Consider the following 522-nt stretch of genomic DNA (forward strand, 5'->3'; position numbering starts at 1 on the left):
CAACGGTCATGTCGAAAGCTTCAATGGATCGTTCCGGGATGAATGCCTGAACTTGCATTGGTTTGAAAACCTGGAGGAAGCCAAAGAGATCATCGAAGCTTGGCGGCGGGACTACAACGAGAGTCGGCCTCACATGGCTCTCAATGGTCAATCGCCGGCCGAATTTGCCCCTGCTGCCGGCCATGGAGGCCGACAGCAGGGCTCAATGAACGCCGAAAACTAACGCTGGAAATGGTCCAAAAAAACCAAGCGGATCATGAAGCAAGGTTTCCACTTATCCAACTGCCCGAATTTCCGGGGCCACTTCTACTCGACCTGGCAAACCTAAATCGGTCTTGTAATATTTCATTTAAGAAAGTTTGTTGCAAATGAAATATATAGTGCAAAGGTTATAGAGAAAGGTAGATAATGAGTTTGGTCGCCTGGCGAGGGCGACTATCTCTCGGAAGTATCTTAGCCGCTGTTGCTATTTGAGCACAGCGGTTTTCTTTACTAATAAGCCTTTGCATAAGGTAGTCTGTA

General features: G+C 47.7%; 1 protein-coding gene. It reads left to right on the plus strand.

The genetic code is table 11. From position 1 onward, the window contains the following. A partial coding sequence (locus JK635_RS28855) for an integrase core domain-containing protein (protein ID WP_202655499.1) occupies nucleotides 1-223 on the plus strand: 223 nt, incomplete at its 5' end. Between the last annotated feature and the right edge of the window lie 299 nt (nucleotides 224-522).

Origin of the sequence: Neobacillus paridis, from assembly GCF_016765675.1 — a bacterium.
Classification (GTDB): domain Bacteria; phylum Bacillota; class Bacilli; order Bacillales; family Cytobacillaceae; genus Neobacillus; species Neobacillus paridis.